The sequence below is a fragment of the Mesorhizobium waimense genome (assembly GCF_003601975.1).
GTDB classification, from domain to species: Bacteria; Pseudomonadota; Alphaproteobacteria; order Rhizobiales; family Rhizobiaceae; genus Mesorhizobium; species Mesorhizobium waimense.
This window is the reverse complement of record NZ_QZWZ01000013.1, coordinates 149,215-173,531: the sequence shown is the minus strand read 5'-3', so window position 1 is coordinate 173,531 and position 24,317 is coordinate 149,215. Positions and strand designations below refer to the sequence as shown.

Sequence of the window (24,317 nt, the reverse complement as noted above, 5' to 3'; positions counted from 1 at the left end):
CAGACCTGCTGGTGGATCTCCCACCGGAAGCTATCGGCGCCGGCTCAAAGTTCGGCTCTTTCGAATTGCTCGGTGTAGCCACATTATCAATTGTTGGTATTCGGGACCACCGCAAGCCCAAGCTAATACGAGGACGCTTTCTCTGCCGGACCCACCTGGACGGAAAGGGGCATAGCGCGTATCTATCCCACCAAATCGGTTCTCTGTTGATCAATGCTTGCCTCCTTTGGGCCGACCCGCGTTGCCTGTGAATCTCCCTGTTACGAACCTATTAAAGTCGTTAGGCTGCCTCCTAAGCACACGATGTTCGTGGTGGTTAGGTCAGAGCTCGAAGTGTCAGCCGTGGATGGCGCGCCTTTAGTTTCATCAAAGACTCCTCAATATGGAGGAGATGCAGGCAAAGCTATTGCGCGGGTAAAACCGCATTGGGCCCGTATGGGGATTACTCGGGTCGCCAACCTGACCGGGCTCGATCGTATTGGCATACCTGTGGTGATGGTGTGCCGGCCGAATGCCCGGTCGCTTGCGGTATCGCAAGGCAAGGGCACCGACATGGATGCCGCGATCGCGTCCGGGTTGATGGAAAGTGTGGAACTTTACCACGCCGAACACATAGAGCTTCCACTAAAGCTCGGCAGCATGGCGGAACTCTCGCATTCACACAGCTTTGCTGAAATTGATCGTCTGCCGCGAGTTGCCGGCGAACAGTTTACCCGCGATCTCGTGACGCTTTGGATAGAGGGCACGGATTTGATTTCGCACGAAGGCAGGTGGCTGCCGTTCGAGTGCGTCCGTGCAAACTTCACGGTGCCTGCGCCGCCGGGAAGCGGCTATTTTGATTGCAGCAGCAATGGGCTAGCCTCGGGCGGCAGCTACGACGAGGCGATCCATCACGCAATTTGCGAGGTTGTCGAACGCGATGCGACCGCCCTTTGGAACCGCCTGCCGTCTGCCCAACGAAGGAGCACCGGGGTCGATCTTGGCAGCGCGCCGGACGGTCCTTGCCGAGACGTGCTTGAAAAACTGAAACGCGCCGACTTCCGCGTAGCGGGGTGGGAAACGACTTCGGACATCGGTGTGCCAGCGTTCTTTTGCCTGATCGCCGATCAACGCGATCGAAAGAGCCATCACGGCATCGGCGCTGCAGCGCATCCGGTGCCGGAAATCGCATTGCTCAAGGCGCTAATCGAGGCCGCGCAGGTTCGAACGACCTACGTTTCCGGGGCGCGCGACGATCTGCAGCCCGAGGAATATCGCGAAGCGTATCGGGAGAACCGCCACCGGCTCGCTGAAAGACTTTTATCCGAGCATTCTCCTGACAGGCGGATTGCCGCCGCTGAAAATGTCGGGATAGTGTCGAATTTGGGTTGGTTGATCAATAGGTTGCAAGCGGCGAGAGTCACGGAGGTTGTCGCCGTCGACCTCAGTAAGGAGGACATCGGCTTGCCGGTTGTCAAAGTGGTGATACCCGGCCTCGAAGGACCGGACGATCACGGCGGCTACGTGCCGGGCGAACGGGCCCGCCGCACCCTGGGAGCCGCTCTGTGAACGCGGTCGTCTTCTGCGGCCCCAGTGTGAGAACAGAAGATGTAGCAGGTTATGACGGCTTCGAGTTCAGGCCGCCGGTGCGTCAGGGCGAGTTCTATGCAGCAGCCTGCCGGAGTCCCAGAGCCATTGGCATCATCGACGGCTATTTCGACGGACAGGCGGCGGTGCTGCATAAGGAAATACTATGGGCGCTTGCACACAGGATCGCCGTGTTCGGCGCATCCAGCATGGGGGCGCTGCGGGCCGCGGAGCTCCATTCTTTCGGCATGCGCGGGGTCGGCCGCATCTTCGAAGCGTATCGGGACGGCGAGCTCACCGATGACGATGAGGTGGCGCTCATCCATGGCCCCCCAGAAACCGGTTACATCCGCCTCAGCGAACCGATGGTCAACATTCGCGCGACGCTCGAAAAGGCGGTCGAAGGACGAATCATCGACCAAGCCACCGGAATACGTCTCGCCGCCGGTGCGAAAGCGCGCTTTTATCAATTGAGAACCTGGCGCGGTCTGCTGGAGGATATTGGCGATCCAGAGCAGATGCAGGCGCTTTCCGAGTGGTTGCGAACGGGAAAGGTTGATCGTAAGCGCGACGACGCGCTCGAACTGTTGAGCCAGATGGACGCGTTCATCCGTAGCGGCGCGAAACCCGAGCCACCGACATTCCATTTCGAGTGGACCGAGAACTGGCACAACGCACACTGGCGCAGCGAAACGCTGAGGAACGACGAAGCGACCACGGTCGAAGCGGAAGCCATCCTGGACGAACTTCGGTTGCGGGGCGACTACGCGCAAGTGCGTCGCGATGCCCTGCTTCGACTGCTGGCACGGAGTGACGGCGATGCAGCGCCCGATCGCCAAGCCGTAAAGCGCGCGACCCGTGAGTTCCGCTCGCGGCGCGGGTTCATGCGGCAAACTGACGTAATCCGCTGGGCAGGAGAGAACGGCACGGACCTCGCGGGAGTGGAGCTTATTCTGGAGGACAACGCCCGTATCGAGGCGCTGGCACGAGATCGCGATGTCGCCCTTCATCAGGGTATGCTGGACCGGCTGCGCGAACTCGATCTCTACAGCGGCTACCGTGAGCAGGCTCTGGCCAGGCGGCGATCGGCGTCGACATCTGCGCCGGTGCCGCGTGCCCTGTTGGCAGTTTGGTATTTCGAGAAATGCCTCGGCCAGGCCGTTCCTGAAGACCTTGCCGACCATGCCGCCTCTATCGGGCTTGTCGGCGTGGACAAGTTCTACGAGCTTTTGGCCCGTGACTATACTTTCACAACCCAACGCGCGTTAGGGAATGACTCTGGCGCCGCGGGCGAAAGTTCGTTAGCATGACTTTGCCGCGGCCGGTGATGCTGCGGCCAATAAAATGTGGATGCCTCTGTCCGTAGGTGGGACGAGCATGGCATTTAGAGGGGAAGGCTGCGTAGTCAAAAACGGAACGCGCTTCAGGCTGTTTGCCCAGGCGCCGTTTCTTACGCCTTTCCGCGAACCTGAAACTGTTATCGTATCGTCGCCTGCCGGGACTATAGGCCCAGGGCCTGGTAATGATCGCATGTATGTCGTCGATCCCATCGGCAAGCCGCTTGCTTACGGACTAGTGGAAAATCTGCGCGGCGACCCGCTCTATCTGCTGCCGCCGTGGCGGGGCGATATCTTTCCGCCTGCGCTTCCCAATCGCGAGGGACATTTCGACCACATCGCGCCGGAAGATCCTGAGTTCGAGGCTGCTCATCTGTTCGGCTCGGTGCGCTGCACGCTCGACGTATGGGAGAAATATTTCGGCCATCCGATCGCCTGGCATTTCCGGCGCGACTTCGACCGGCTGGAGCTGGTCATCCAGCGCAATCTTCTGGAAAACGCCTTCATGGGCTACGGCTTCCTGGAGGTCGGCATCCATGAGAGCGAGGACGGCGGCATCGAGCCCTTCAGCCTGAACTTCGACGTCATCGCGCACGAGGTCGGGCACTGCATCATCTATTCGGTCATCGGCGTGCCCGATCCGGGAACGGCGTCCGCCGAATATTACGGCTTCCATGAATCCGCCGCCGACCTGACCGCGCTGATCGCCGCCCTGCATTTCGATTCTGTCATCGACGAGCTGCTGGAGACCAGCCACGGAAATCTCTACACCCGCAATCTCGTCAACCGCATCGCCGAATTGTCCAGCAACGACCAGATTAGGCTCGCCGCCAACCCCCTGTCCATGCTCGATTTTGTGCGCGGCTGGCACGACGAGCACGCGCTCGCCCAGCCGCTCACCGGCGCGATGTTCGACGTCTTCGTCGACCTGTTCCACGAGGAGCTCGTCGCGCGCGGGCTGATCAGCCAAGGACAGGAAGACCTTTCCGACAGGCTCGAGGACAGCCCAGACTATTTCCGCATCATTCAGCCGATCTTCGACGAGGCCTATGCCGCAGCGCCGGCAGATTTTCGCGAGGCGCTGGTCGCCTCGCGCGACGAACTCGGCATGCTGCTCGCCGAAACTTGGCGCCGGCTCGAACCTGACGATCTGAGCTATGCGGCCGTCGGCAACACGCTGCGCGCCGTCGACCGCATAGTGACCGGCGGACGCTGGCGCAGGATTCTCGATGTAAATCTCGGACGCCGAGCCATCGGTTTTGCAAGCGCGGGGCCGAGACTCAAGCCGCCCGGGCCGAAGAGCCACTTCGATCTGCCGAGGGTGTTTGTGCCGGCACGTCAGGACGCTTGTTGTGCAAGGCGGCTATCGTATTGCGAGACATACGAGGGCGCGAAACAACCTGGCTAGAAACAGGATCTGCGTTCTTTGAGTCGAACAAAGGAGGAATATCTTATGCAATACGTCGTGACAGAAATTATGGATAGCATAGAATTATTGCAAACGCACGTTAACAGCATACCGGCAGATGTTGGCAAGTTAATAAGCGTAATATGGCGTGAAAACGATCGAAAATATGTTGTGATCCATGGAATAGAAGTTGCACGTCGATCCAAAAGTTCAAAGGGTAGTTCGTGATACGTTGTGCATTTTATAGCGTATTCTTTGAGGACTTCTTTAATAATGGAGGAGAATGTCGATGGTAGAAAGTCTTCTTAGCGTCTCAGGTATAAACTTATTTGGGCATACTGTAATCGACCTACAATTGGTAAATCCACTTCTGGCTCCTATTGTAGCTCAAGTAGCGTCGGCGAGAAATATACCGACATTGTCCGACAATAAGAATGTGAATGGCGTAAACGTAGTCAATGCGAACCTAGTTGTTGTCTGGAAGCAAAAAATTTCAGACCAGAATGAGATTTATACCGTAAACGGCGCAGGCCCGGCTGTGGCGTGGACCAAGGGTGACACTGCTACCGGTGCGATAATACGAGTGGCCGGCGGGAATAGATATGTCGGATATTTTATGAAACTCGAGGAGGGATTCGAATTCCTCGGGCGTCGTCCAGGCGCTGGAAACCGAGCCGGACCGAATCGCTTCCTTGAGGATCAGTTGCTGGGTGGCAGGTTCGCAAGAATATATGGTTTTAGTTTTGAGGGAAATTACTACGATCTTGGGAGACCTATTCTGTTCCTTGTGCACGGAGATGGGGAGCTTGTCGCTGAGGAACTTGGTAAGTTCAGCCCTGCCCGTTCGCCTAGTCCGACTGGACTTACAGGCTTCGCCGCAGCCGACTTCGAATTCTCCGATGGGCTGCGCGTCTGGTCCTACGACAAGGCCGACTACACGATCCGCATGGATGTCGAGACAGGCATGTTCGAGGATGTGCTGCTTGCGGCGATGTTCGGCGGGGGGCCCGGCGGCGGGCCCGGCGGCATGGATGCGGCCGGCATGAGCGCGCGCGGGATGAGTGCGCGGGGGATGAGCGCGCGCGGCATGAGTGCAAGGGGAATGAGCGCGCGCGGCATGAGCGCCCGCGGCGGCAACGGCGACTGACCGGAAAGGAATGCGTCCCTGACGCGGGCTTGCGCTCGCCCCACCATGCTGAGGATTGGCGACGCTTGGGATCGATGATGCGGAAGCCGAACCGCTCCTAGAGACTGATCGCACGGAAGCGAGTAACCGACAGCGAGACCGTCTTCTCCTCGCGCCGCCGTGTCGAGCAGGCCCCTGATCAGCCGCGTGCCGATGCCGAGCCCGCAATAATCGTCCAGCAACGGCACCTGCGCGCGATTGTAGGCGGTGTCGCGCCCCGGGTGACCTCGATCCAGCCTATGTCGCGCCCGTCGAGAATGATGATGCTAGAGTTTCAGCCTCGAAGGAACGGCGCACCGCCGCCCGGCATTCCGCCTCATTCCAACTCGCCGGCTTCTGCATGAGCGGCCATTTGTGTGCTATGCTGGATCGCACGGCGGGTTGTATTGCGGCTGCGAACAATGGGGTGAAAGGGGGCCATGGTCCTCGCGCGAACCGAGAAACTCAATCGCAAGCTGTCAGCGATCCTCTACGCAGACGTCCACGGCTACAGCCGGCTGGTGGATAATGACGAAGAGGGGACGGTCGTCCGTTTGATACGCTCTCAGAGTCTCATCAGCAGCCTCGTCGGCGACTATGGCGGGTCGGTTGTCGATACCGCGGGCGACGGACTGGTCGCCCTGTTTCCAAGCGCGACCGTAGCCCTGGATTTTGCCGTCGAAATGCAGAGGGAGATGTCGAACGCCGCAGTGTGGTCGGGTGGCCAGGAGCCTATCGCCTACCGGATCGGCATCACCATAGGCGACGCGATCGTCGGCGACAGTGGCGTCTACGGTCATGGCATCAACATGGCCGCACGCATTCAGGCGCTGGCGTCGCCTGGCGGCATATGTATTACCGAATCGGTTCACCAGTTCGTGCGCAATGAGCCGGAATGCTCGTTCCGGTCGCTCGGAAAGCAGAAGCTGAAGAACATAGCTGACGAGGTCGAAGTCCTAGCCGTAGACTTCGGTCGGACTCATGCCGAGCCCAAAGTGTCGGCGCTGCCGTTTGCCCCGGCACCCCAGCGTTCCGTCCCGGACAGTTCGCTCGCCGTCCTGCCGTTCGAGAACGTCTCGGGCGATCCTGCAGACCTCCATCTGTGCCAGGGCGTTGTTGCTGACTTGATTTCCGATCTGTGCCGCTTCCGCAACCTGATGGTGATTGCTCGTCATTCGACCTTTGCAGCGACCGCCCAGACGCGGTCGCTGCGCGAGATCGCCAATAAACTCGGCGTTCGATACGTTCTGTCTGGATGCTTTAGGCGCGTTGGAAACAAGCTGCGGATCGCCGTCGACCTGATCGAGGCGCGGACCGAGAATACGATGTGGTCCGAACGCTACGATGGCGGGATCGAGGACATATTTGCCTTCCAGGACGACGTGACTGCTACCACAGCCTCGCGCCTGGCCGTCCAGATAGACATGGCGGAAAAGCGCCGCCTTTCGGCTCAGAACCACCCCAACGTCGATGCCTATGGACTGATCTTGCGAGGACAGGATCTTAGTTTCCGCTTCCGCCCGGAGAGCAACTGGCATGCCAGGCGACTTTATAGACAGGCGCGGGATCTCGATCCGCACTATGCGCGCAGCTATGCGGCCATGTCGCGGACGTTCAATGTTGAATGGCGTTATGCGTGGACCAACGATCCGGAAGGCGCGTTGAACGAGGCGTTAAACCTGGCGAATCTGGCCGTCCAGCATGACGACCTCGACGCACGCGGTTATTCCGAAATGGGCCTGGCCCGCCTCTACAAGAAGGAGCACGATCCAGCCATCGCCGCCTACGAACGTGCTCTGCAGCTCAATCCCAATGACGCCGACTTGCTAGCCGAGATGGGCGACTGCCTGGTCTACGTTCGTCAAGCGGAGCGGTCTGTGGGGCTGCTAGAGAAGGCGATGCGGCTCAACCCTTATTATCCGGATTCCTATCTCTGGTATCTCGGCGATGCCTATTTTCAGCTCGGCGAATATGAAAAAACGATCGAGACGTTGCAAAAGATGCGGGACGACTCCGAGGGCCATCGGCTTATGGCAGCGAGCTATGCCTATCTCGGGAACGCACGGGAAGCGGACAAGCATGCCCAAGCGCTATTGGAGGTGCACCCAAACTTCACAACCGCGCAGTGGCGCAAGGTTCCTCCGCACAAGTATCCGGAGGACACTGAACTACTTATCGAAGGCCTGCGCAAAGCCGGGTTAAGGTAGCACCGTCACAGGGAGCCTGGAGAAGGTCACGGTTTCAGCGAATGCGTGCGATACGCGGTTGTGGCACCAATGCACTAAGCTGCCCGCGGCCCAGTAGCCCATTTGCTGCTCATTCTGTGGTCCGTCACACGGTTACAAAATGATCAGTAAGTCATTGAAATAATTGGACTGATCGAGAGTTCAATCCTCGCGCACCAGCCTATCCGTTGAATTGCTCAAGACCTTGGCGGACGCACTAAGTTCCGGTTCTAGGCGGTGCGAAATGGCGTTGGCGCGCAATCGTGCCTATCCCCGCATAATGCGATAGACAGTTGCATCACCTTCTACACCTCGAAGAGGCACGTCAAAAGCCACGACACGATGGCCAGCAAGCATTTCGCTAACCCCGGGTGCGGAATGGAGCGCCTCGGAAATGCAGACCTGTCCGGCTTCTGCCAAGGATTGCACGCGCGCGGCGACATTCACGGTCTGGCCGAAATAGTCGAGGTTGTCGTTGAGCGTCACGGCGATCGACGGTCCACAGTGGGCACCGATCTTGAGGATGATCCCCGGGCCGTCATGGTCGCCGTTGAAGCGATCGATTTCTTCAAAGATGTGGAGTGCAGCCGAAACCGCATCCGACGGCTGCGAGAATACAGCCATCACCGCATCCCCAATCGTCTTGACCACCGCTCCGGAATGTTGCCGAACCGCCGCGTTGACCAGAGCGAAATGCTCGCGGACCAAAGCATAGGCGTTGAGGTCGCCCAGGCGCTCATACATGGCGGTCGAACCTTTGAGGTCCGTGAACAGGAAGGTGATCTGCCGGATGCCGAGCCCCTCCTTCTCGTCGACACGTTCGGACCGGAAGAGCTGGCGGAAGGTTTGCCGCGCAAGCAGCGCTCCACCGGAAACATAAGGGTCGAAATCGAGCGCCGGCTTGGTAGTCAGCGCGACAAGCTCGGGCGGCCAGTTGATGACAAGCAACGAACCTCGCACTGGCCCCCTATTCGCTACCTCGATGACGATCGGACCAGGTGGCACAGCGGGCAACGTCGGCAAGAAGCGTTTGCCGTCAAAATCGACCTTTAGAACTGTCGGTGCCAACACCGGATCGCCTGATATTGGCACGGCGAATGCGGCCTGCGTCTGGACGTTGACGCCCGAAAGGGCCCCCGGTCCCAGGTCGGCGCGGAGCACTGCGGTGGTGCCGGGTGGCAGAAACGTCATGCCCCGAACGAAGCCGCGCAGAACGTCAAGAAAGCGAACGTCTTGCCCCGGTAACCGCCCGTCATGTCCGAAGTGGAGCTTCCAGTGAAAATCCTCAACAGGGAGTGTCTCGGGATCGTGGTAAGGCAGGCGCCGTAATTTCGGCGATACCGAGAAGGTGACCTCGATGAAGTCGTCGAGGTCGGTGTCGCCCGATACGTCGCACAGGCCACAGACGTAGTGGGTCTTCAGCGTGCGCAGGGCGCCGAAACTATCGAGCACCATCCCGGACTGGGGACAAAGCACATCCCAGCTCATGTCGAACAAGCCACAGCGGGCGGCATGAAGGAAGAGGTCGATTGCTTCAGGCTCGGCGATTGCGCGGTCGCGAGCAAACGTCAGCGGATTGACGCGATAGAGTGAGTGGTCGTCGGCGCTCCTGATCAGCGTCTCGAATTTCGAGATGACGCGTGGGCTCCAGGCTCGCGCCTGCTCCACCTTGGTCATCTTGCTTTCGAGAAGACGATCGTCGACTACCGTCACGCCGGATCCTAAACCTTGCCGCCTTGCCTCGTGACAGCCTACTAAAAAACCAGCGCCATGCGAATGGATTGAATTTCCTTTGTCGGCACGCGGCGCACTGGAGCAGACGCGCCGAAACGCTGGGCGCGGTTTGGCAGGAATGGAAGCGAATGCCGCTAGCCGCCCATCCAAGGCATATCGATCGCCCCGAGCGATACAACGATCCCGAGGGCCACTAGTGCAAGGCCAAAACTACCTTCGAAGCGGCGGCCACGGGGCAGCAGCTTCTCGACGAAGACGACCAGCGTCAAAAGCAGCATCCAGGCGACGCTCATGACGCCGGTCGCGACCAGCACAGCAAAAAGCGCCCAGCAGCAGCCAAAGCAATAGAGGCCGTGGCGCAGCCCCATCTTGAGCGCGCCAACACGCCCGTCGCGCCAGTGCTGCGCAACGAAAGCAAGCGGCGAACGGCAATGGCTGAGGCAAATGTGCTTGAAGGTCGTGAATTGGTAGAGCCCGGCGACGCCAAGCGTGGCACCGAGCGCGAGCGGTGCCCATTTCGAACGCTGGGATGGCCACGTGTTGTTCGCGCCTCGCCTGCGCCGCCGCGAACATAAAGATCATGGGCGCCGCAGCTGGCAGCATCATGGCCGCCATCATCACGGTCCACACAGCGAGAAAGGCGGCCGCGCCGGCAACTGACCAGCCGTCGGCGGCAATTCCGGCCATCGCCATGCCGGCCATGCCTTCCATACCCTCCATACCGCCGCGCACGGCAATGCCCATGGGCATATCCATGCTGAAGGTCTGATAGAGGGTGAGCGCCCACGCCGCTGCTGTCAGCCCGACGAGCGATGCGAGTAGACCGAGCGGGATGCCGCGCAGATTCCGGGTGAACCGCCGCGATTTCCTGAGGAACGCGTCAGCCCTTGTCATGCCCTAGTTCGGGCCGGTCCAGTCGAACGGAATGTGCTTGCTCGAGCGGGCCGTGCCAGTCCAGTCGAGCCCGAAGCCTTTGGTGCTCACCTCGACAGAACGCCCCCAGGTGGCAACCTGGCCCGGGCCGACCTCCGAGCCCGGTGGGTTGATCGTCTGCACCCGCTTGCCGGGTGGTGTGGTGGGACCGGAAAGCGCTTCCGCGCGCCCAACGACGAGGCCAGGAATATCGACCCGCCAAGTGGCCAGGTCGCCCGCCACCTCGAAAGAGATCGGAACGAACTCCATGCCACGCATCTCGCCGATATTAGCGGCAAAGCCCGCCGGCCAGCCGCCGGCGTGGCCGCCGAAGATCAACTGCAGGGCTTCGCGCTGCGGCTCATTCGCCTTCTCGTCGAGATACATGCCCATCACGGCCTTTGCCTCGCCGGCCCATAGATTGCCTTCGAACTCGCCGAGCGCCACCAGCGTCAGGCCGTCGAGCTTCACGTCGCCATACTGACCCTCGCGCACATGCCAGGCGAGCACGCCCTGGCAGTGATTGCCAGTTGGCCGCTGGGCGAACTCGCAAGGGCAAGGGATGTCGCAGCTGCAGATGTCGAACCAGTCGCCTGCGAGCCGCCATTGAGGCACTGCATTCATGGCCTTCCTCCCCGAAATTTAGGGCCATTTATACGTCGAAGGCTGAGCGCACTCCAGTAGTTCGTGCGTCGCTCGCTGATTTTGATGGACGGGGCCCCCACACTAGTGGTCGAGCGGTGCACACCAAGCCCGCAGCTGGGCCACTTCAGGTCCCGATGTCGGCGACGACCGTTCCGGAGACAGGATCGGTGACGCCGAGGTCGCCGCCGAGATCCTCAAGCATGTCGCGCATCGTATCCACAAGGCCAATCATCTGCGGCCGCGCCGCTGCGAGGCTGTCCATGTCGTTCCATTCACCGACGACACAGAAGGTCCGGTCGCCGGTCTTGATCAGCGCGGCTTTTCGGAAGCCCTCGACGTCGAGGCTTGCCCACGACGTCGTTTAGCCAGGCCCTGGCTTGCGCGCCGAAGTCAGTCATAGGGGCACTTTGCTCCGCCTTCTCATTGCGGGGATGCTCCTCCTGCTGACGGCGAGCTTCCTTTCCGCGCTCAAGTGCTTCCTTGAATTTGGCCATTTGGTTGCCTCCCAAAGGTTAGGCCGCCCTTAAAGGACTGCCACCGACAACAGCAGGATGAGGCCGATCCCCATCATCAGCAGGCCTGGCCAGTTCTGCGACAGGCCGAGGAAACCGAGGCCGCGTCGACGCGGCTCGAGTGTCGGACCTGGGGTTGCGAGATAGATCCGGCGTTATGGGAAAAGGCGCGGGACGGTCATTTCGAGAGAACGGTGAAGATACCCAGCGGTTCCATCATCCTGCTACACCATCGAAAACAACGAGACGTGGGGCGCGACCGATGACTGTGTCTTATCCACCAGGGTTGGCATCAACGGCTCAATGAACTCCAGCCGACCCCACCGGCACGATTACGCATTTGAACCCCCCGCCAAAAAACTCGAATCTGATTCAATAGCGGAGGAGCCGTTTCCGTTCCGTTAGCCATTGCTAAAGGCAAGCCGGAACATTCGCGCGTGTTCTCGGTTCTGTTCGCCGTCGGGGGATGAGGAATACGAGGTAGAGTAGACAGCCATGGCGCGCTATCATGTTGAGGAAATGTATGGTGAAGAGGTTGTCACGTCGCGGGATGCGGACGCCAGTGATGCTCTCGCAGCGGTCGAATCGATTACCGGTAAGGCTATCTCTCCGAGGACGTTGCAGCAGCACTGGTTCCGGGTGATCGATGAAGGTGGGAGCGCCCACGAATTCAGCGTCGACGAAGACCCGCAGACCGTCGACTTTGCAAAATGACTAAGCTGTCCGAACTCGGCCCGCCGAATCTCGGCAGGCGTGGCAGGGAGCCGGCCGCCGAGCTCGATCATTTCTATGTGTGCCGGAACTGCGGGCAGCTTGTCGACCGACGCGACCTACGGCAGGTGATCTGGCATCAAAATCCCGAGCATGAGCGGTTGGAGTTCGATTCATAGCCACAGCCTGCACCTTCCTTGAAGGGAAGCGCTTGGCTGAATTGAATGCGTCACCCTCTGGAATCTTCGCGGCAAGGATATCGCGCCGGTCCTGCAAACCATTCGGCGCCATCGGAGGCCAAGTGCATAGGTGGCCACGGCTCTCCCCGATGGAGAGCCGTGACAACCCCGCCTGGCTTTCTACCCGCCCCCAAGAATAAGCTAGGCGACCTTGATTTCCTTCATCGCCTTCTCGAAGGCGGACTTGATCGGCTTTGAAACATCCTCGAAAGCCTTGGTCGTGGCGGCCTGGAAGTCCTTGGCTTGCTCGACGGCACTTTCGACCTGCTTGCGGACGAAGGCGGTCTGCAGTTCGGCAAATTCGGAGGGCGACTTAACGGCAATCAGGGCTTCAAAGTGCGAGAAGCTAGCGTCGACATTAGCGCGCATAGCGGCAATTGTTTTCAGCGACAAATCGCTGGAAACGGCTTTGGCGGTCTGGAAGCTCGACTCGAGCGCCTTCTGGGTCGTCTCGGATCCCGCCTGGAATTTGGCGAGGACTTCTTTCGACTGCTCGACGCCCTTTTCGGCAAATGCACTAGCCTGCTCAATAGCCTTGGATGCATCAAAAGCGGCGTTGTCGATAAATTCGGCGGTCTTTTCAGTGGTCTTGGACATCGTTTCCATCCTTCGTTTGGGGGGCAGCTTTTTAGAAGCCTTCGCATTTGTATTAGCATTACCTAACGGAAGTTTGTGTGCAATGCAACATATTTGTTGCGCTGCACCATGAACTTTTTCCCGCCCATTGCGAAAACGTTCGCAGGCCTAGCTCGCCAAAGCCGCATTGCATGGCATTGACGAGCGTAACAATTCGTGAAGTCGAGCGGCCGGCCGACCGCTATAACGCCGAAAATGTCGAGCCTGCTCACTCCCGTCCAAGCTGCTGAACTTCTCGCCGTCACTCCCAAGCACTTGCTTGAACTGACGAATGAAGGTGCGTTGCGCTGGGTGAACATAGGCCTTGAGGGCAAGAGGCCGATCCGTCGCTACAAACAAGAAGATCTCGCAGAGTTCATTGAAAAACGGAGCCAAAAGGCATGCCGGTATACCGAAAACACGGCAAACCAGAATACACCTATGACTTCAAGCTTCGCGGTGGTCGATTTTCCGGCCCCACGGGCACGAGCAACAAGCGCCAGGCAGAGCGCATCCTAGAGCAGAAGCGACAGGAAGCTCTGGACAAGCTCAAGACGGCTGCCAGCTTCACTGCCGAAGGACCCATGACGCTCGAGATAGCCGCCTCCCGCTATTGGCTGGAAGTGGGCCAGCACCTGGCAAACTCGGTCAACTATTATCGCTTTATTGGCTGGATTCTCGACCATTTTGGAAAGCACATCACGCTCGACCAAATCACGGATTCAATGATCGCTGCGATGGTGTCACGGCGCCGTGGCGATGGCGTCAGCAATGCCACCGTCAACCGCACGGCGGCGGTGCCTCTCCGCGGGATCATGACGCGTGCAAAGAAGACCTGGAAAGTTCCCGTCGGTGATATCGACTGGAGTAGGCATCTACTCAAAGAACCAAAAGAACGCGTGCGCGAAGCCAGCCAGGACGAAGAGAGGCGTCTGCTCAATGCGATGCGAGATGACTACGCGCCGGCCGTTAGCTTCGCTCTGTTGACCGGATGCCGTCGCATGGAAATCGTCGATTTGACTTGGTCCCGCGTCGACTTTTTCGGCAGGACAATCACGGTCACCGGTAAAGGCGACAAGACGAGGATCCTCCCAATGACAGAGGCTGTGCACGCGCTCCTGTGGGTCCTGAAGGGCCATCATCCGACTTCCGTGTTCACCTACGTTGCTCGGAGGACGAACAAGCGCCGTAAGCTCGTGCGGGGGGCGCGATACCCGATCACGATGGAAGGCTTCAAGACGGCCTGGCGACGCTACCGCGACAAATCAGGCGTGGAGAACTTCCGCTTCCACGACACACGGCACACCGCGGCAACGCGGACATTGCGCACCGGTAACATGAAGATCGTGCAGAGGATGCTGGGCCACGAAGACATCGCCACCACGGCGAAATACGCTCATGCGATGATCGAAGACATGCGCGTTGCCATGGAAGCAGCAAATCACACCGGAAGTCACACCGGGGCCGGAGAAGACGCTTCTACAGACTTGAAAGATAAGAAGAAATCGGCCTGAGCAACCTTGACCCCAGTCAAGTGCGCTACCGGGCTGCGCTACACTCCGGACCGGGTCGCGATGTATCGTGATAACCCGGTGCGGGTCAACCGAATTCGGCGGCTATCTTATCGATGAAATCGGCACTGCCGCGGCAGGCGCCGGCGCCAGCCGCAACTCCTTCTGGTGCCGGTATTCCAGTGCAATCGCACCCCAGATCATGCCGAGCAGCAGATAGACGTGGCGCCAGTGGTCGATGTCGATGAAGGTGCCCAAACCGATGTTGCCGATGAAGGCGACATAGGCGCAAAGCAGATAAGGCTGCCAAGGGCGGTCGCGCAGTAGGATGCGGAAGCCGGCAGCGATGGTCCACAAGGTCAGCGCCAGGAACGACACGAAGCCCAGCCAGCCATAGTCCATCAGCATCTTCAGCCAGATATCGTGCGTGTCCTCGCCGAAGATCGTGCCGAAGACCAGCGGGCCGATGCCGAACGGATGCTCCAGCGCCATCTGGAAGCCGATCGCATAACGCGCGAATCGGCCGAGGCGGGCTGTATCGTAGCTCTGTTCCAGCTGAGCGCGGCTGGAAAACATCTCCGCCACGCCCGGCAGTTGCAGGATGATGATCATCGCGATCACCAGCAGCGCGACTGCCGCAATGGTCATGACCACGACCCGCAGCCGGAACCTGCCGCTGGCGCTTTGCAGGAACAGGGAGCCGGTGAGCAGCACTGCCGAAACGGCGAACATGCCCCAGGCGCCGCGCGAGAAGGAGAAGAAGATGCCGGCGGTGATGATCAGCAGCGGCACCGCCAGCAGCGGCATGCGCGCGATCGATCCCGTCAGCAGGAGATAGAACAGGTAGATGCCGGGCAGCACAAGGAACGGTCCGAACACGTTCGGATCCTGGAAGGCGCCGGCGGCGCGATCGTATTTTGTGAAGATCTCCGCGCCGGGGAAGGCGTGGAAATAGCCGGCGATGCCGAGCAGCGAGGTCAGCACCGCCGACACGACATAGGCGATGAAGATCAGCCGGTAGAGACTGGGCTGGACTGCGGTCACCGAGGCGAAGAACACCGCGGTGAAGGCGAGGAACATCGAGACGGCAAGATAGAGCGGCGTGTTGGCCAGGTCCGACATCTGCGTCATCGCAATCATGCCGCCGATGTTCATCGTCACCAGCAGCACCAGCAGCGGCGTTGCCGCGCGCGAAATGCGCAGGCCGAACAGCGCCCACACCGCGATCAGCCCGACCATGAATAGATCGTAGGGCGCCGGCTCGTCGATGACGAAACCGGATAGAAAAATGCCGAAGAAGACCGCGCTGGACGCAATCAGCGCGATCAGCTTGGCGTTTACCGCGCCCGGCGGAAGCTCATGGGAAACGGCGCTCAATAGGCGTTTTCCGTGTTGAGCAGTCGCGCCGGCGTCAGGAACAGGATCCGCAAGTCGAACAGCAGCGACCAGTTCTCGATGTAATAGAGGTCGTATTCGGTCCGCATGCGAATCTTCTCGTTGGTGTCCATCTCGCCGCGCCAACCGTTGATCTGCGCCCAGCCGGTTACGCCGGGCTTGACCTTGTGGCGGGCGAAATAGCCGTCGACCACCTCATTGTAGAGGAGGTTGTGCGACTGGGCGGCGATGGCGTGCGGACGCGGGCCGATCAGCGACAGCGAGCCGAACAGCGAGTTGAAGAACTGCGGCAGTTCGTCGATCGAGGTCTTGCGGATGAAGCGGCCGACACGGGTGACGCGCGGATCGTTCTTCGTCACCGTCTGCTTGGCCGTCGGGTCCGACCGGTCGGTGTACATCGATCGGAACTTGTAGACCTCGATGGTCTCGTTATTGAAGCCATGCCGTTTCTGCTTGAACAGCACCGGCCCCTTGCTGTCGAGCTTGATGGCGATCGCCGTCACCAGCATGACCGGCGAGAAGACGATGATGCCGATGATCGAGAAGATGATGTCGAAGGCGCGCTTGGCAACCGAATCCCAGTCGTTGATCGGCTTGTCGAAGATGTCGAGCATCGGCACCGAGCCGATGTAGGAATAGGCGCGCGGGCGAAACTGCAGTGCGTTCGAATGCGCTGATAGCCGGATGTCCACCGGCAGCACCCACAGCTTCTTCAACAGCTGCAGCACCCGCGATTCGGCGGTCAGCGGCAGCGACACGATCAGCATGTCGATGCGGGCGATGCGGGCGAACTCGATCAGCTCGGAAATCGTGCCGAGCTTGGGGTAGCCGGCAACGATGGGCGGCGAACGCTTGTCGCTGCGATCGTCGAAGATGCCGCAGATGCGGATGTCGTTGTAGGGCTGCTTCTCGACCGAGCGGATCAGCACCTCGGCTGCCTTGCCGCCGCCGACGATGACGGCGCGGCGTTCCATACGCCCGTCGCGTGCCCAGCGCCGGATCAGCTTCGACATCACCAGCCTCAGGCCGAACAGCAGCAGGAAGCCGACGACGAACCAGGTGCCGAACAGCAGGCGCGAATAATCTTCCGACATCTTCATGGCGAAGGCGGTCAGCGCCATCAGCGCGAAGGCGCCGGCCCAGACCAGCAGCATGCGGCCGAAATTGGCGATCGGCCGCATCAGCGCCGATATCTGGTAGCAGTCGGAGACGTCGAGCAGCACCACCGCGAGGAACGAGGCCGAGGCGATCGCCAGCGGGTACTGCCAGGGGAGATAGTTGAAGAAGCCGACATAATGGAAATAGAGGCAGAGGCCCGACAAGAACAGCAGCGCGAATTCGACCATGCGCAGCACGCCGCTGACCATGATCGGCGACATCGTATCGCGCCGGTATTGCGAGGCGACTTGGCGCGCGACCTCATTCATGCCGCCAGCTGCCTCGCTCGCGGCCGGACCGTCGAAATTGCGCACCGCATCCAGGGAAAAGCGGCGCGCGGGATCAATTTCGTTCATGGGATTGTCCGCAGCTTCCCTCAGGTGAATAGCAAAAGAGAGCTAAGAAACCCTTGAAACAACGGGTGGCTTTGAAGCGGTCTGCGGTTGACCGGCGCAAGAATCGACAAGGAGCATGTTCCCGAAAAGTGGAATCCGGTTTTCGGAAAAGATCATGCTCAAACAAAAGATAGAGCCCCATCCCGATTCATCGGGATGGAACAGGCTCTACCGCCGCAGCGCGGCGAAATAGGCCTTCTCGATCTCGGCGGCCATGACGTCGGCGCCGAATCGCGCCTTCAGATCGGTGGTCGACGGCATCAGGCTTCTGTAGGCGCCGGGGTCGGCCAGCGCCTCGCTCACCTTATCGCCGAGCTGTTTCGGGTCGGGGCGGATCAGGGCAGGGGAGGTTTCGCCGAAGATTTCGGGTATGCCGCCGACGGCGGTGGCGATCATCGGCTTGCCGGCGGCCAGTGTCTCCAGCACGATGTAGGGCATCGCCTCGGCACGCGAGGGCACGACGATCAAATCCGCCAGCGCAAAGGCATTCCTGGCCGGCATGGGCGGCAGGAAGCGGACATGGCCGTCGAGCCCAAGCCGCTTCACCTGCGCATGGTAGCGCGGCAGGTCGTCGCCGTCGCCGACCATCACGGCGCTCAAGCGACGGCCAAGTCTGGCGCCGGCCAGCGCCAGCGCATCGATGAAGATGTCGGGACCTTTGAGGTCGCGCATCATGCCGATATAGAGCAGATCGGCCGCGCCCGGCGCAGTCGGCACCATTTCGAACTCGGCAGCGCGCAGGCCGTTATAGACCAGTGTGTTCGGGATCGGCGGTTCGCCGACCTTCCTGCGGTAGGTCCGCCTCTCATAGTCCGAGACGAACAGCAGGCAGTCGGTGAAGCAGCCCATGAAACGCTCGAGGACGAAGAACAGCTTCCCGGTGGCCGTCGTTTCGTCATAGTGGAGGGAGCCGCCATGCGGCGAATAAAGGCGGGCTACGCGAGACCTTGAAACCCGCAACAATGAGCCGAACAGACGGGCATAGGTGCCTCCCTTGGCGCCGTGCCCGTGCAGCACGTCCGGCCGCAATTCCTTGATGATCCTGTAGGTGCGCCAGGCCGAGGCGAGATCGCCCGGTCCGACATGGCGCTGCATCGGCGTGCGATGGATGCCGAGCGCCAGGCTGTCCTTCATCTGTGCGAACAGGCGCTCCTCGAACTCGCCGCCGGTGGTCGAATCGCAGACAATGCCGACGGAGTGACCGGCGGTGAGCTGTGCCTCGGTCAGGTCGCGCACATGCCGGAATATCCCTCCGACGGGTGAGCGAAAGCAGTGGACGATCCTGAGTCGGTCCGCCACGTTGATTGTCAGAACAGGCGTTCGCGGACGTAGACGGTGTCGCCGGGCAGCAACGGGTCCGAGGTGACCACCCGACCGGTCATCACCTTGCCGTTGATGTCGCGGGTGATGTCGACACTCTCCTGGTTGGCGCGCGGCGTGAAGCCGCCGGCAATGGCGATGGCCTTCTGCACGGTAAGGCCCGGCACATAGGAGTATTGGCCGGCGGCGCCCACTTCGCCCATCACGAAGATCGGCCGGTAGCGGTCGATCTCTACCGATACGTCGGGGTCGCGCAGGTAACCTTGCCGCAGTTTGTCGGCGATTTCCTTCTCCAACTGCTGGGCCGTGTGGCCGCGCGCCGGCACCGAGCCGACCAGCGGGAAGGAGAGGTAGCCGGACTGGTCGACGCTGTAGGTGTTGGTCAATCCTTCCTGCTCGAACACGGTGACGCGGACACGGTCGCCGGCGCCGAGTCGGTAAGGCTGGTCGAGCACTTCATGGAAAGCCGCCGGCGTCGGCCGGTAGCTGGAGCAGCCGGCAAGCATCGATACGGCAAGCAGAGCACGAAAGAGGGAAGCAGTGCTTTTCATGACCCGATACGAACCTTCATCGCTCTGGCCGCCAAGTGCTGCGGCAAACCCCAGGGAACGGACCCGTTATCATCCTGTTAGGGTTAATGGCCGGTAAAGGGCTGCAACCCAAAGCGGCGGCAAATGACAAAGGTCATACCCTTTTATATGCTTCTACAGCCTCTGTTTGTGGCAGGGCAGTAAACCCTAACGGTTGCTTACCGCGATCTTAACGGCTGAGTTACCATAGTTGTTTACGGTGCGGCGGACTCAAGTACCGGAGCAGAAATGCATGTCCGTCCAGTCCGCGGCCGCAGATGTCGATGTCGATCTCAGGCAGCTCTTCGCCAGTCTGGCGAGGCATTGGGTGCGCATTCTTGTCGTAGCCCTTGCCGTCACCGGCCTGGCGTTCGCCTTCGCCTCGCTCGCCACGCCGCATTATAAGGCGCAGACCAAGCTGCTGATCGAAACCCGCGAATCGGTCTTCACCCGGCCTGACGGCACCGCCGACAACGACAAGCCGATTCTGGACGAGGAGGGCGTCGCCAGCCAGGTCGAGGTCATTTCCTCGACGGACATCCTCAAGCAGGTGGCCTCCAAGCTGAGCCTGTCGCGGCTACCCGAGTTCGACGAAGCGGCCAACATGTCGGCACTTGGCCGGCTGCTCGTCATCGTAGGCCTGAAAAGCGATCCCAACGAGATTCCGCCGGAAGAGCGCGTTCTGAAGAAGATGCGCGAGAAGCTCAACGTCTACAGCGTTGAAAAATCACGCGTTATCGTCATCGAGTTCTCGTCGGAAGATCCCAAGCTCGCCGCCGACATCCCGGACGCCATCGCCGACACCTACATATCCGTCCAGGGCAATGCCAAGCAGGAATCAAACGCAGCCGCGACCGACTGGCTGGCGCCCGAGATCGCCGACCTATCGAAGCGCGTCAAGGACGCCGAGGCCAAGGTCGCCGACTTCCGCGCCCAGTCCGACCTGCTGATGGGCGGCAACAATTCGGTCCTGCCCACCCAGCAGCTTTCCGAACTGTCGAGTGAACTGTCGAAAGTGCGCGCCAACCGCGCTGCCGCGGAAGCGACCGCCGACGGCGTGCGCAAGGCGCTGCAGAATGGCGGCTCGCTCGATGCCGTGCCGGAAGTGCTGTCGTCGGATCTGATCCAGCGCCTGCGCGAGCGGCAGGTCGAGCTCAGGACCAACATCGCCGACCTCTCCACCACGCTGCTCGGCAACCATCCGCGCATCCGGGCGCTGAAGTCGCAGCTTGCGGATATGGACGGGCAGATCCGCAACGAAGCGGAAAAGATCATGAAGGGGCTGATGACGCAGGCGCAGACGGCACAGGCGCGCGAAAACCAGCTCGTCGCCGACGTCAACACGATGAAGGCCGCATCGGCCCGCGCCGGCGAGCAGCAGGTCGAACTGGATGCGCTGCAGCGCGACGCGAACGCCCAGCGCCAACTGCTTGAATCCTATATGACGCGCTACCGCGAGGCCTCCTCGCGCAACGATCGCAACTACCTGCCCGTCGACGCCCGTGTCTTTTCCCGCGCCGTCGTGCCGTCGGAACCGTATTTCCCGAAGGTCGTGCCTATCGTCAGCGCTGCCTTCGCCGGCTCGCTGCTGCTGATGGCGATCGCCACGCTGTTGGGCGAACTGTTTTCGGGCCGCGCCATGCGCCCGGCCACCGGCGCCCAATTCGGGCGAATCGAACAGGTCGCGATGCCGATTGCCCGGCAGGAGCCTTTGGTTGCCGAGACGAGGGCTGTGGTGTCCGCGGCTGAACAAACGCAAGCCGAACCGGACGCCGCGACAGAAGCGGATGCGCCGGCGCAAGAGGCCGAACCGGCCCGCTCGACGCTTGGCGAGGTCGACGTCGACAAGGCTGCGGAAAAACTGATCGCATCGGGTGTCGCGCGCGCCATCTTCGTGTCGCCGGAAGGTGACGAGGCCGCCGCCTCGGCGGTGATGGTGGCACGCGAGGTTTCCGACGCCGGCCTGCGCGTGCTGCTCCTCGATCTCACCGCTTCGGGTGCTGCCTCGCGGCCGATGCTGGACAGCGGGCTTTTCCCCGGGATCACCGACCTGCTTGCCTCGGAAGCGCAGTTCAGCGACGTCATCCACGCCGACCTCTACTCCGACTGCCACGTCATTCCTGTCGGAACCGCCGATCCGGCCCGCGCCATGCGGGCAGCCGACCGGCTGCCGATCATCATGCAGTCGCTGACCACCGCCTACGACCTCGTCGTGGTCGAATGCGGACCGGCCGACGCGCAAGGCATCGGCAGGCTGGTTGGTGAGGCCACGGAGGTCTTCCTCTCTATGCTGGAGGCGGACGACGAGGTGACGCAGGCGGCGGTCAAGCTGATCGAGAACGGTTATCCTGAACTGACGCTGGTGACGCCGATCGGCCACGAGACGCCGCGCACACCGCTGCCGGGACGGCGTTCGGCGGCTTGAGTGGTGGAATCAGTCCGCGTAACGGTGCAGGATCTTCGCCGCTACAGAACCTGCCAAGCAGAGATTGGGTGAGGGCAGTCCGTCAGCTGTCGTCGTCGCCGGTGGCGGCAGGCGCCGCCTGGCCCGCCGCCTTGCGGCGGAGCTTCTTGGTCAGCTTCCAGATGAGTGGGCCGTTCTTGATGAAGGCTTTCGCCCGCGCGCCCTGCCGCATCACGACCGCCAGTGCGCGGCCCTTCAGCGTCAGCGGCAACAGGACCTCGAAATGCTGGGTTTCCAGATCGCACCAGAGCCGCTTGTAGGGCTCGTCGCCGACCGAGAAGTCATAGGCGCCGAAGCCCGCCTCGCAGGCTTCCTGGATGTTGTCGAAGAACAGGAAGTCGCCGGGGCTGGTGTGGGCGAGGTCGTCCTCAGCGATCGCCCCGAACTCGCAGATCAGCCGCTTGCCCGAGCGGCTCGACCCGGTGACCGCTCGCAGCTTGCCGGCGACCTCGAGCCCATGCAACACGAAGGAGGGTTTTTCTTCCGCCAGTGCTTCGCTGAACAATGCGCGAAAGAAAGCGCGAACCTGCGGCTCGCCGAAGACATTGGCGATGCCCATCTTGCGGAAGCGGAACTCCTTCATCTCGAAGAAGGCATCGAGCAGGCGGTTCACCTCTTGCGCCGTCTTCGCCTCGATGCGGCGGTGGCTGCCGACGGCCTCGAACTTGCGCATCTGCGAGCGGTGCTTCTTGCGCTTGCGCTTGCCGCTCGCGCGCGACAGCAGCGCATCGAAGCCACCGTCGAGATCGACGGCGAGCGACAGGTTCGGGCTCGGAAAACCAGGCAGCGCCGCGAATGGGTTGGCAACGCCGTCAAGGTCGGGCAGCAGCCGTTCGAGCGCAATGAGGTCGATGTCGGGCCGTGCTTTGGCGATTGTCCTCACCATCGTGCGAATGGCTGAAGCGTCGGCCCTTGGCAGCCAGCCTGGCGCGGCGGCGGCGAAATTGCCGTTGGCATGGCGGTCGCCGGTGAAACGGGCAACGCGAAATGGTCCACGGCGGGCGATTTCGAGGGCCAGCGAAAGCACCGGCTCGCCTTCGGACCTCAGCGTCGCTACGACAATGTCGGCGTGAACCTCATTGGCCCAGTTGCGGATCCAGGTGGCGCTTTGCGCTGGCGCAAACAGCGCCGAACCGCAGAATTCCGCGTAGGTGGCAAGTGCCGTACCGTCGGCCACGGCGACCGACAGGCTGGCCTGGTTGTCCGGCAACGCGCGCGGCGATGCCTTGCTCGCGGCGAGCCGATTGCCGTCAAATGACGCGGTGGCGTCAACCATACCTCAATCCTTAAGGCGTATTCATCCCGATTGGGGGTACGCGTGGGCGCATTCCGTGCTTGGATGAGCCTAGGCGCAAAAGGTGAAGGAATGATCGACGGGGGCGAGGCAATCAGGAAACTGGCGCTCAACGTCGCCCGCTATACCGGCCTTGCTCCGCTGGCAAAGCCGTTTGTCGGCGGCATCGGCGCCATCCTGATGCTACACCGGGTCACCGCGACGCCGGAGAAGCCCGATGGCGTCAACCGGCATCTCAACATCGCCCCCGGCTTCCTCGATGCCCTCATCGCCGACATGAAGGCAGACGGTTACGCCTTCGTCTCGCTCGACGAGGCGATCGAGCGCATCAAGGCTGGCGGCAAGGGCGGCCAGTTCGCCACCATCACCGCCGACGATGCCTATCGCGACAACATGACCGAGGCACTGCCGGTGCTGGAAAAACACGGCGCGCCGATCACCATCTATGTCGCGCCGGGGCTGATCGACGGCGCCGCCGATCTGTGGTGGGACGTGGTCGAGGATATCGTCAATGCGCGCGATCGGCTGACGCTGGCGACGCCGGATGGCCCGGTGACGATCGACTGTTCAACGCGAGGCAAGAAGCTGCAGGCCAACAACCGCCTGCATACCTGGCTGACGCTGGAGGTCCGCGAGGAGGACCTGCGCGCGGCGCTGCACGAATTCGCGCGCATGAACGGCATCAAGCTGGACGGCCAGCAACCGAGCACGCTCATGAATTGGGACGAGATCCGCACCATGGCCACTCATCCGCTGGTGACCATCGGCGCCCATACCATCAACCACGTCAATCTGAAGCGACTTTCGGAGGCCGATGCGCGCCGCGAGATCGGCGACGTCAGGCGGATCCTGCAGACGCGACTGGGCGAGGAGCCGCGCCATCTCGCTTATCCCTATGGCTATGCCAGCGCCGTCGGCTGCCGCGAGGTCGGCTTTGCCCGCGATGCCGGCTATGCCTCGGCGGTGACGACGCGCCATGGCGTGCTGCGTGCTGAGCATTCCGGCTTCCTGCTCGCGCTGCCGCGCATTTCGGTCAACGGCCGCTACCAGAGCCTCGCCCATATCCGCACCATGCTGTCGGGCGTGACGACGCCGCTGGCCAATGCGGGAAAGATGGTCGTCACCATCTGAGGCGACAGCGT

At 61.2% G+C, this 24,317-nt stretch carries 20 protein-coding genes and 1 pseudogene; 11 read left to right on the top strand and 10 right to left on the bottom strand.

All coding sequences use genetic code 11. The annotated features are described in order from the left end of the window. Window positions 1-333 precede the first annotated feature (333 nt). The 5 genes from D3227_RS18425 (at window position 334) to D3227_RS18405 (ending at window position 7,683) form a co-directional block, all read left to right on the top strand. A complete protein-coding gene (locus D3227_RS18425) occupies window positions 334-1,548 on the top strand; it encodes a YcaO-like family protein (RefSeq protein ID WP_208646389.1) in 1,215 nt (404 codons plus the stop codon). Continuing rightward, window positions 1,545-2,876, top strand: a complete 1,332-nt coding sequence (locus D3227_RS18420; RefSeq protein WP_120015631.1) for a TfuA-like protein — start codon at window positions 1,545-1,547, stop codon at window positions 2,874-2,876. The genes D3227_RS18425 and D3227_RS18420 overlap by 4 nt, the downstream gene beginning before the upstream one ends. 220 nt (window positions 2,877-3,096) lie before the next feature. Further along, on the top strand, window positions 3,097-4,311 hold the full coding sequence (locus D3227_RS18415; RefSeq protein WP_208646388.1) for a gluzincin family metallopeptidase: 1,215 nt from the start codon (window positions 3,097-3,099) through the stop codon (window positions 4,309-4,311). Between the two features lie 418 nt (window positions 4,312-4,729). Then, a complete protein-coding gene (locus D3227_RS41635) occupies window positions 4,730-5,458 on the top strand; it encodes a hypothetical protein (RefSeq protein WP_167480742.1) in 729 nt (242 codons plus the stop codon). Window positions 5,459-5,916: 458 nt separating this feature from the next. Continuing rightward, a complete protein-coding gene (locus D3227_RS18405) occupies window positions 5,917-7,683 on the top strand; it encodes a tetratricopeptide repeat protein (protein ID WP_120015628.1) in 1,767 nt (588 codons plus the stop codon). Window positions 7,684-7,968: 285 nt separating this feature from the next. On the opposite strand, the gene D3227_RS18400 is transcribed toward D3227_RS18405, so the two are convergent. Both D3227_RS18400 and D3227_RS42725 read right to left on the bottom strand, forming a co-directional pair. Beyond that, window positions 7,969-9,414, bottom strand: coding sequence for an adenylate/guanylate cyclase domain-containing protein (locus tag D3227_RS18400; RefSeq protein WP_120015626.1), 1,446 nt, complete (start codon window positions 9,412-9,414; stop codon window positions 7,969-7,971). Window positions 9,415-9,569: 155 nt separating this feature from the next. After that, window positions 9,570-9,893: pseudogene (locus tag D3227_RS42725) on the bottom strand (DUF2182 domain-containing protein); the annotation flags it as partial. Between the two features lie 122 nt (window positions 9,894-10,015). Here D3227_RS42725 and D3227_RS42720 point away from each other — a divergent pair. Continuing rightward, a complete protein-coding gene (locus tag D3227_RS42720) occupies window positions 10,016-10,204 on the top strand; it encodes a hypothetical protein (RefSeq protein ID WP_245451790.1) in 189 nt (62 codons plus the stop codon). Window positions 10,205-10,332: 128 nt separating this feature from the next. Here D3227_RS42720 and D3227_RS18390 read toward each other — a convergent pair whose 3' ends face one another. Both D3227_RS18390 and D3227_RS42195 read right to left on the bottom strand, forming a co-directional pair. Then, window positions 10,333-10,971 carry a DUF1326 domain-containing protein gene (locus tag D3227_RS18390; RefSeq protein WP_120015624.1) on the bottom strand — a complete coding sequence of 213 codons (639 nt, stop codon included), beginning with the start codon at window positions 10,969-10,971 and terminating at the stop codon, window positions 10,333-10,335. A 145-nt stretch (window positions 10,972-11,116) separates the two neighbouring features. Continuing rightward, complete coding sequence (locus D3227_RS42195; protein ID WP_208646387.1) at window positions 11,117-11,254, bottom strand: hypothetical protein; 138 nt, start codon at window positions 11,252-11,254, stop codon at window positions 11,117-11,119. Window positions 11,255-11,999: 745 nt separating this feature from the next. Here D3227_RS42195 and D3227_RS18380 point away from each other — a divergent pair. Next, entirely contained in the window at window positions 12,000-12,218 is a 219-nt protein-coding gene (locus tag D3227_RS18380; RefSeq protein WP_147377623.1) for a hypothetical protein, read from the top strand. A gap of 377 nt (window positions 12,219-12,595) precedes the next feature. On the opposite strand, the gene D3227_RS18370 is transcribed toward D3227_RS18380, so the two are convergent. After that, a complete protein-coding gene (locus D3227_RS18370) occupies window positions 12,596-13,051 on the bottom strand; it encodes a phasin (protein ID WP_120015713.1) in 456 nt (151 codons plus the stop codon). Window positions 13,052-13,285: 234 nt separating this feature from the next. Between D3227_RS18370 and D3227_RS44330 the strand changes: the two genes are divergently transcribed. Then, entirely contained in the window at window positions 13,286-13,588 is a 303-nt protein-coding gene (locus tag D3227_RS44330; protein WP_425374522.1) for a helix-turn-helix domain-containing protein, read from the top strand. Continuing rightward, window positions 13,471-14,583, top strand: coding sequence for a tyrosine-type recombinase/integrase (locus tag D3227_RS18360; RefSeq protein WP_120015618.1), 1,113 nt, complete (start codon window positions 13,471-13,473; stop codon window positions 14,581-14,583). The genes D3227_RS44330 and D3227_RS18360 overlap by 118 nt, the downstream gene beginning before the upstream one ends. 102 nt (window positions 14,584-14,685) lie before the next feature. Here D3227_RS18360 and D3227_RS18355 read toward each other — a convergent pair whose 3' ends face one another. From D3227_RS18355 to D3227_RS18340, 4 genes are all read right to left on the bottom strand, one after another. Then, window positions 14,686-15,957 carry an O-antigen ligase family protein gene (locus D3227_RS18355; protein ID WP_120015616.1) on the bottom strand — a complete coding sequence of 424 codons (1,272 nt, stop codon included), beginning with the start codon at window positions 15,955-15,957 and terminating at the stop codon, window positions 14,686-14,688. Beyond that, a complete protein-coding gene (locus D3227_RS18350; RefSeq protein WP_120015614.1) occupies window positions 15,954-17,489 on the bottom strand; it encodes an undecaprenyl-phosphate glucose phosphotransferase in 1,536 nt (511 codons plus the stop codon). The genes D3227_RS18355 and D3227_RS18350 overlap by 4 nt, the downstream gene beginning before the upstream one ends. Window positions 17,490-17,696: 207 nt before the next feature. After that, window positions 17,697-18,827: a glycosyltransferase gene (locus D3227_RS18345; RefSeq protein ID WP_120015612.1), complete on the bottom strand. Its 1,131-nt coding sequence runs from the start codon at window positions 18,825-18,827 to the stop codon at window positions 17,697-17,699. Between the two features lie 8 nt (window positions 18,828-18,835). Next, a complete protein-coding gene (locus D3227_RS18340) occupies window positions 18,836-19,399 on the bottom strand; it encodes a polysaccharide biosynthesis/export family protein (protein WP_120015610.1) in 564 nt (187 codons plus the stop codon). Between the two features lie 271 nt (window positions 19,400-19,670). Between D3227_RS18340 and D3227_RS18335 the strand changes: the two genes are divergently transcribed. After that, window positions 19,671-21,842, top strand: coding sequence for a GumC family protein (locus D3227_RS18335; RefSeq protein ID WP_120015608.1), 2,172 nt, complete (start codon window positions 19,671-19,673; stop codon window positions 21,840-21,842). An 82-nt stretch (window positions 21,843-21,924) separates the two neighbouring features. On the opposite strand, the gene D3227_RS18330 is transcribed toward D3227_RS18335, so the two are convergent. Beyond that, window positions 21,925-23,157 (bottom strand): GNAT family N-acetyltransferase, encoded by a 1,233-nt coding sequence (locus D3227_RS18330; RefSeq protein ID WP_120015606.1) that lies wholly within the window; start codon window positions 23,155-23,157, stop codon window positions 21,925-21,927. A 90-nt stretch (window positions 23,158-23,247) separates the two neighbouring features. Between D3227_RS18330 and D3227_RS18325 the strand changes: the two genes are divergently transcribed. Further along, entirely contained in the window at window positions 23,248-24,306 is a 1,059-nt protein-coding gene (locus D3227_RS18325; protein ID WP_120015604.1) for a polysaccharide deacetylase family protein, read from the top strand. Window positions 24,307-24,317 lie beyond the last annotated feature (11 nt).

Excerpts from the sequence above, each read along its gene's own strand:
- D3227_RS18405 (WP_120015628.1), top strand. The coding sequence starts at position 5,917 with ATGGTCCTCGCGCGAACCGAGAAACTCAATCGCAAGCTGTCAGCGATC.
- D3227_RS18325 (WP_120015604.1), top strand. The coding sequence starts at position 23,248 with ATGATCGACGGGGGCGAGGCAATCAGGAAACTGGCGCTCAACGTCGCC.
- D3227_RS44330 (WP_425374522.1), top strand. The coding sequence starts at position 13,286 with ATGTCGAGCCTGCTCACTCCCGTCCAAGCTGCTGAACTTCTCGCCGTC.
- D3227_RS18330 (WP_120015606.1), bottom strand. The coding sequence starts at position 23,157 with ATGGTTGACGCCACCGCGTCATTTGACGGCAATCGGCTCGCCGCGAGC.
- D3227_RS18360 (WP_120015618.1), top strand. The coding sequence starts at position 13,471 with ATGCCGGTATACCGAAAACACGGCAAACCAGAATACACCTATGACTTC.
- D3227_RS18350 (WP_120015614.1), bottom strand. The coding sequence starts at position 17,489 with ATGAACGAAATTGATCCCGCGCGCCGCTTTTCCCTGGATGCGGTGCGC.
- D3227_RS18340 (WP_120015610.1), bottom strand. The coding sequence starts at position 19,399 with ATGAAAAGCACTGCTTCCCTCTTTCGTGCTCTGCTTGCCGTATCGATG.
- D3227_RS42195 (WP_208646387.1), bottom strand. The coding sequence starts at position 11,254 with ATGGACAGCCTCGCAGCGGCGCGGCCGCAGATGATTGGCCTTGTGGAT.
- D3227_RS18335 (WP_120015608.1), top strand. The coding sequence starts at position 19,671 with ATGTCCGTCCAGTCCGCGGCCGCAGATGTCGATGTCGATCTCAGGCAG.
- D3227_RS18415 (WP_208646388.1), top strand. The coding sequence starts at position 3,097 with ATGTATGTCGTCGATCCCATCGGCAAGCCGCTTGCTTACGGACTAGTG.
- D3227_RS42720 (WP_245451790.1), top strand. The coding sequence starts at position 10,016 with ATGGGCGCCGCAGCTGGCAGCATCATGGCCGCCATCATCACGGTCCAC.
- D3227_RS18390 (WP_120015624.1), bottom strand. The coding sequence starts at position 10,971 with ATGAATGCAGTGCCTCAATGGCGGCTCGCAGGCGACTGGTTCGACATC.
- D3227_RS18380 (WP_147377623.1), top strand. The coding sequence starts at position 12,000 with ATGGCGCGCTATCATGTTGAGGAAATGTATGGTGAAGAGGTTGTCACG.
- D3227_RS18370 (WP_120015713.1), bottom strand. The coding sequence starts at position 13,051 with ATGTCCAAGACCACTGAAAAGACCGCCGAATTTATCGACAACGCCGCT.